The organism is Microbacterium sp. P2_F9, from assembly GCF_056403635.1.
The window spans coordinates 1-6698 of sequence record NZ_JBFUFC010000205.1 but is presented as its reverse complement, the minus strand read 5'-3'; the positions used below and the strand labels follow the sequence as shown (position 1 = coordinate 6698).

Annotated in this window: 8 protein-coding genes; 7 read left to right on the top strand and 1 reads right to left on the bottom strand. The window is 70.0% G+C overall.

What is annotated here, in order from left to right:
- Positions 1–15: 15 nt before the first annotated feature.
- Positions 16–879, bottom strand: a complete 864-nt coding sequence (locus AC1DVT_RS16805; protein WP_457098739.1) for a PAC2 family protein — start codon at positions 877–879, stop codon at positions 16–18.
- Positions 880–979: 100 nt separating this feature from the next.
- Between AC1DVT_RS16805 and AC1DVT_RS16800 the strand changes: the two genes are divergently transcribed.
- From AC1DVT_RS16800 to tatC, 7 genes are all read left to right on the top strand, one after another.
- The gene (locus AC1DVT_RS16800; RefSeq protein WP_457098738.1) at positions 980–1675 is read left to right on the top strand and encodes an HAD family hydrolase; all 696 of its coding nucleotides are present in this window, start codon (positions 980–982) and stop codon (positions 1673–1675) included.
- On the top strand, positions 1672–2682 hold the full coding sequence (locus AC1DVT_RS16795; RefSeq protein ID WP_457098737.1) for a tRNA (adenine-N1)-methyltransferase: 1011 nt from the start codon (positions 1672–1674) through the stop codon (positions 2680–2682). The genes AC1DVT_RS16800 and AC1DVT_RS16795 overlap by 4 nt, the downstream gene beginning before the upstream one ends.
- 9 nt (positions 2683–2691) lie before the next feature.
- Complete coding sequence (locus AC1DVT_RS16790; RefSeq protein WP_477390141.1) at positions 2692–3630, top strand: FKBP-type peptidyl-prolyl cis-trans isomerase; 939 nt, start codon at positions 2692–2694, stop codon at positions 3628–3630.
- A 34-nt stretch (positions 3631–3664) separates the two neighbouring features.
- Positions 3665–4660 carry a helix-turn-helix transcriptional regulator gene (locus AC1DVT_RS16785; RefSeq protein ID WP_477390139.1) on the top strand — a complete coding sequence of 332 codons (996 nt, stop codon included), beginning with the start codon at positions 3665–3667 and terminating at the stop codon, positions 4658–4660.
- Positions 4657–5619: a helix-turn-helix transcriptional regulator gene (locus AC1DVT_RS16780; protein WP_477390137.1), complete on the top strand. Its 963-nt coding sequence runs from the start codon at positions 4657–4659 to the stop codon at positions 5617–5619. Before AC1DVT_RS16785 ends, AC1DVT_RS16780 begins: the two co-directional genes overlap by 4 nt.
- A 78-nt stretch (positions 5620–5697) precedes the next feature.
- Positions 5698–5961, top strand: a complete 264-nt coding sequence (tatA, locus tag AC1DVT_RS16775) for a Sec-independent protein translocase subunit TatA (RefSeq protein ID WP_457098733.1) — start codon at positions 5698–5700, stop codon at positions 5959–5961.
- Between the two features lie 65 nt (positions 5962–6026).
- On the top strand, positions 6027–6698 hold a 672-nt coding region (gene tatC, locus AC1DVT_RS16770), incomplete at its 3' end, for a twin-arginine translocase subunit TatC (protein WP_477390143.1).

Genomic DNA, 6698 nt, shown 5'->3' with positions numbered 1-6698 from the left:
CAGCGACCGGTGGCGTCACCGGCGCGGCTCGTCGCGACCGGGCTTGGTCGGCCCGTCGCCGCCGCGGCGGAGGTACCGCTCGAACTCCTGCGCGATCGCATCCCCGGAGGCCTCCGGAGAGTCCCACGTGTCCCGCGTCCGCTCGAGCTGCCGGATGTACTCGGTCATCTCCTCGTCGTCGGCCGCGGCCGCGTCGATGGATGCCTCCCACGTCACGGACTCCGCGGCGAGGTCGCCGCGGTCGATCTTGGCACTCGTGAGGTCTTCGAGCCGGTCGAGCAGAGCCAGCGTCGCCTTGGGCGAGGGGGTGTGTCCGGCCACGTAGTGCGGCACGCTCGCCCACAGGCTCGCGGTCGGGATGCCGGCGGCCTCGGCCGCGTTGGCGATCACGCTGAGGATGCCCACTGGGCCCTCGTACGTGCTGCGCTCGAGCTTGAGGCTCTGCCGCAGCTCTTCGTTCTCGCTGCCGGCGAAGATCGAGATCGGCCGGGTGTGCGGAACGTCCGACATCATCGACCCGATCGCCACGAAGCCGGTGATGTCCTCGCTCAACGCGAAGTCGATGAACTCCGCAGCGAACGCCTGCCAGGCACGGGCAGGCTCGACGCCGGTGAGCAGCCACAGCTGGGTCCCGCGTGCGGAGCGGACCGGGCGATGAAGGGTCGCTTCGGGCCACTGCAGCAGCCGCCGCCCATCGGCCTCGGCGGCGATCTGCGGGCGCGTGTACTGGTAGTCGAAGTACAGCTCGGGGTCGACCGAGAACGCGGGTTCGTAGGATCCGCCCTCGCGCAGCTGTGCCAATGCGGCCGAGGCAGCCTCGCCCGCGTCGTTCCAGCCGTCGAACGCGGCCACGAGCACTCGGCGTCCCAGTCCGTCCACACAGCCTCCTCATGACCTCGCGGTGAGCTGGTTCCAGGATAGGCGCCCAGTCCGGCGGACGGGCGACGGGCACGCGCAGGGGCCTCGGTACGATGGGGCAGTGACTCCGCCAGCTCCAGCCGCCGTTCTGTGGGACATGGACGGCACCCTCGTCGACACAGAGCCCTACTGGATGGCCGCCGAGACACCCCTCGTCGAGAGGTTCGGCGGCACCTGGTCGCACGAGCAGGCACTCCAGCTGGTCGGCATGGGTCTCGAGGACTCCGCGCGCATCTTTCAGGACGCCGGCGTCCGGATGGGGGTCGGTGCGATCGTCGACCATCTCACCGACGATGTGATGGGACAGCTCGCGACCAAGGGGATTCCCTTCCGGCCGGGCGCCAAGGAGCTGCTCGCCAGCCTGCGCGCCGCAGGCGTCCCGACCGCGCTCGTGACGATGTCGCTGCGCCGGATGGCGACCACGGTCGTCGACCTCATCGACTTCGACGCCTTCGACCTGATCATCGCCGGCGACGACGCCACCCGCCCCAAGCCCTTCCCCGATCCCTACCTGCAGGCGTGCGAGGCACTCGGGGTGGACCCGGTCGACACGGTCGCCATCGAGGACTCGCCCAACGGGCTGCGTTCCGCCGTGGCGTCCGGCGCCGCGGTCATCGGCGTGCCGCTCATGGTGTCGATCGCCGGGGCCGGCGCCCATGCCGTCTGGCCGACCCTCGAAGGACGAACTGCCGCGGATGTCGCGGCCTTCCACGCCGCGCACACCGCGCGCACCCAACAGCGGAGGACCGCGCGATGACCGTCGACCGACCGAGCGGGCCCTTCCGGATCGGCGACCGCGTGCAGTTGACCGGCCCCAAGGGCCGGCTGCACACGATCACCCTCAAAGCGGACGGCGAGCTGCACACCCATCACGGCGTGCTCAAGCACACGTCCCTCATCGGCCAGCCCGACGGATCGGTCGTGACCGGCAGCGCCGGCCACGAGTACCTGGCGCTGCGCCCGCTGCTGCGTGACTTCGTCATGTCGATGCCGCGCGGGGCGGCGATCATCTACCCCAAGGACGCGGCGCAGATCCTGGCCGAGGCCGACATCTTCCCCGGCGCGGTCGTGGTCGAGGCCGGTGTCGGCTCGGGTGCCCTCTCGCTGTGGCTGCTGCGGGCGATCGGCACGGAAGGGCGACTCACCTCGTTCGAGCGGCGTGCCGACTTCGCCGAGGTCGCGAAGGCCAACGTCGAGACGTTCCTCGGCGAGGTTCCGACCAACTGGGATGTCCGCGTCGGAGATCTCGGCGAGGGCCTCGCCGCGGCGACGGGCGAGGCATCCGTCGATCGCGTCGTGCTCGACATGCTCGCGCCCTGGGAGTGCATCGACGTCGTGGCCGACGCGCTCGTCCCCGGCGGCGTCGTGCTCTGCTACGTCGCGACCGCCACCCAGCTGAGCCGCGTCGCGGAGTACATCCGCGCCACCGGGCTGTTCACCGAACCCGAGGCGAACGAGACCATGGTGCGCGGGTGGCACGTCGAGGGCCTCGCGGTGCGCCCCGACCACCGGATGATCGCGCACACCGGCTTCCTCCTCTGGGCTCGCCGGCTGGCGCCGGGCGCCGTCGCGCCCGAGGTCAAGCGGCGGGCATCGAAGTCCAGCTACGGCGACGAGGATGTCGAGCTGTGGACGCCTGGAGCGGTCGGCGACCGCGACATCACCGACAAGAACCTGCGCAAGCGGGTGCGCGAAGCACAGCGTGCCGCGGACGGCGCACGCACCGCCGCACAGGCGTCCGGGGACGACGAAGCCACCGCCTAGACTGTTCCGGTGCGCAAGATCCCCGCTGTTTTCGCGGTCCTCGGACTGACCGCGGTCGGACTCGCCGGCTGTGCGATCCCGGCCCCGTCCCAAGCCTGCCCGCGACCGGCATCGACCGACTCGGCCGTGACCGATCTGGTCAGCGTGTCGGGCGACATCGGCGACAAGCCCACCGTCTCGGTGAGCACCCCGTTCCACACCGACGAGGTCGCCTTCGAGGACGTCGTCACCGGCACCGGTCCGGCGCTGGTCTCCAGCGGACAGCTCATGGTCGTGGACATCTACATCGTGGGCGGCGAACCGGACGCCAAGCCTGTCGACACCGGCTACACCGGCGATCTGTCCAAGGTCGGCACCTTCGACGGCTGGACGAGCACGATCCCGGCGTTCAAGACCGCTCTGGAATGCGCCACCGAGGGCTCCCGCACCGTCGTCGCGATTCCGCCCGGCGGCATCGCTGCCGAGACCGCCACGAGTCTGGGCATCGCAGAGGACGAGTCCGCCGTCGCGGTGGTCGACCTCCACAAGGTGTACCTCCCGCGCGCGACCGGCTCGCTCGTCTACAACGACGCGCTCGGCCTGCCGACCGTCGTGCGCGCACCGGATGGTCGCCCTGGGGTCATCGTCCCGGACAATGACCCGCCCAAGGACCTCGTGGTGCAGACCCTGATCAAGGGCGACGGCCCCGAGGTCACGGGGGACCAGGCGGCGTTCGTCGCGTACACCGGCGTGAACTGGGACGACCACAGCGTGATCGACACCACGTGGGACGCGACCCCCGCATCGATCTCCTTCGGCGACGATGCCCCCGAGTTCGCCGATGCCCTGAAGGGCGCCACCGTCGGCTCGCAGGTTCTCGTCGTGCTGCCGCCAGCTGAAGGAGCGGACGGCCCGGCGCACGTCTACGTCGTCGACATCCTGGGGCTGGTCGAGGCTTCGGCCGGTTGAATCCAGCGGATTGCGCTCCGCCTAGGATGAGGGAGTGCCCGCCAACTCCCCCCCGAAGAGCCCGCCCGAGGAGCGTCTCGTCAACCTCGTCGTCGCCCTCATGGCGACCGAGCAGGGGCTGACGAAGGACACCATCCTGTCCTCGGTCTCGGGGTACCGCGAGCAGAGCGAAGCCGGCGCATCGAAGGACGCGCTGGAGAAGATGTTCGAGCGCGACAAGGAGAGTCTCCGCGGCCTCGGCGTGCCCATCGACACGATCGGCGACTGGGCCGACCCCGACGACCTGCGCGAAGCCCGCTATCGCGTGCCGACCGCCGAATACGCCCTCCCCGAAGACATCGAATTCACCCCCGCGGAGATCGCGCTGCTCAACCTCGCCGGCGGCGTCTGGAGCGAGAGCTCGATGTCGGCGCAGGCGCGCAGCGGGCTGCGCAAGATCCGCGCGCTCGGCATCCCCGTCGACGAGCCGATCATCGGCTACTCGCCGCGCATCAGCCTCCGCGACCMCGCCTTCCCCGCCCTGCAGCTGGCGATCGAGCAGAGCAGGGCGGTCACCTTTCCCTATCTGAAGCCCGGCGGGCAGAAGCCGCGCACGCGGCGCATCCAGCCGCTGGCCCTCGTCGAGTACGAGACGCGCTGGCATGTCTTCGGCCGGGATCTGGATGCCGCGGCTGAACGCACCTTCCTGCTTTCGCGGATCGTCGGCGACGTCACCGTGACCCGCGACTCGTTCGACACCGCGCTGCGCGAGGACGCCGGCGAGCACGCGCTCGCCGGGCTCGAGGAGCTCGCCGCCCGCCAGCGGGCGCTCCTGGAGGTCGACCCCGGCACCGAGGCCGCATTGCGCCTCAGCCGCCGCGCGACGCCCGCGGACCAGGGCATCCACGTGCCGTATGTGGATGTCCATGTGTTCGCGGACGAGCTCGCCTCGTACGGTCCCGAGGTGCGCGTCGTCGCACCGGATGACCTCCGGCAGCACGTCATCGCGCGGCTGCAGGCCACGCTGGACCTGCACGGAGGTGCCGCATGACCGCGCGCAAGCCGCTCATCGCCACCGACCGGGCCGCCCTCATCCTGCAGCTCGTGCCCTACCTGATCGGCAAGGGCGAGGTCTCGGTCGAGGAGGCCGCCGACGAGTTCGAGGTGACGCCCGACCAGATGCGCGGGATGGTCGAGAAGCTGACCGTCATCGGGCTGCCCGGCGACGGCGGCTATTGGCAGATGGCGAACGACCTGTTCGACATCGACTGGGACCTGCTCGATGAGCGCGGCATCATCGTCATCACCAACTCGGTCGGCCTGGAGCGGTCGCCGCGGCTCACCGCGCGCGAGGCCGCCGCGCTGCTCGCCGGTCTGCAGCTCGCCAGTACGATTCCGGGCGTCGGCGACACCGATCTCTTCGCCGGGCTGCTCGCGAAACTCGCGCGCGGGGCGTCCAGCGCTCCGGCCGAGATGATCCTCGCGTCGGCGCCGGTGGATGAGGCGCGCAACGCCGTGTCGGAGGCCCTCCGCGAGCGGGTGGCGGTCTCGTTCACCTACAAGGCTCCGGATGCCCCGGCCACGACGCGCACCGTCGACCCGGTGAAGGTGCACATCGCGACGGGGCAGTGGTACCTGCAGGGCTGGTGCCACCTGCGTCAGGCGATGCGCACCTTCCACCTCGACCGGGTGAGCGACCTGCGACTCACCGAGATCCCCATCACCCACGCGGGGGATGCGGTGAACGGCTGGTTCGAGTCCGTCGACACCGACATCGTCGCGCGCGTACGGTTCCCCGACGCGGTCACGTCCCTGTTGGGGGACTATCTCGACCGCGCCGACGTGGAGACGGTCAACGGCGAGTCGACCGCGACCATGCACGTCGCCGATGAGGTGAGCCTTCGGCGGCTCGCCGCTCGGCGAGGCGGCGAGCTGGAGATCCTCGCGCCCGAGGGCGCCCGCCGCGCGGCCGCCGAATGGGCGGCGGCCGGACTCGCGCAATACCGCTGACCCACCGCTCCGCCGAGATCTGGCCGGTGGCCAGGGGTAGACTGAGCTGACCTTTCACCTGATACGACGGAGCGCAAAATGTTCGGAAACCTGAACGGCTGGCACCTCCTCATCCTGCTCGCCGTCATCCTCCTCCTCTTCGGTGCTGCGAAGCTTCCCGCACTGGCCAAGAGCGTCGGCCAGTCCGCACGCGTCTTCAAGGGCGAGATGAAGGCCATGAAGGACGAAGACGAGAAGACGGCGACCGCCGATGCGACCGCCGCCTCCGTGGTCGCCGACCCGGCGGTGACCGCCTCGGCGCCGCCCGCGCCGGCGGACGGCACCGCAGAGCACAAGCCCTAGTTCTCGTGGTCACGACCGGACCGCCGCGCATCGAGGGGCCGGACACGCCGAAGCGCGACAAGCGCATGTCGCTCGCGCAGCACCTCATGGAGCTGCGCCGCAGGCTCGTGATCGCCGCGGCCGCTCTGGTGATCGGCATGGTGGTCGCTTTCTTCATCACGGGACCGATCATCGAACTGCTCAGCGTCCCCATCACGACGATCGCCTCGCAGGAGGGCCGCGAGTACACCGCGCTCAACATCGACACGGTGACCGGCGGCTTCGACCTGCGGATGCGCATCGYCTTCGCGATCGGCCTGCTGATCTCGGCGCCGGTGTGGATGTGGCAGATCTGGGCGTTCTTCATGCCCGGCTTGACCCGCAAGGAGATCCGCTACACCTGGGGCTTCCTCGGTGCGGCCATTCCGCTCTTCTTCGCCGGCTGCGTCGTCGGATTCTTCATCATTCCGCACGTCATCGAGCTCATGGCGCAGTTCGTGCCCGCKGGCACGGCGCAGTTCTACAAGTACGACGTGTACTACGACTTCGTCTTCAAGTTCCTCATCGTGATCGGCGTCGCCTTCGTGCTTCCGGTGTTCCTGGTGGCGCTTAACCTCGCCGGCATCATCAGCGGGCGCGCGATCGTGAAGGGCTGGCGGGTCGCGGTGCTCATCGCCGCGACGTTCGCCGCCCTCGCCACTCCCGCGGCCGATGTCACCTCGATGCTCCTGCTCATGGGGATCATGATCGTGCTGTAC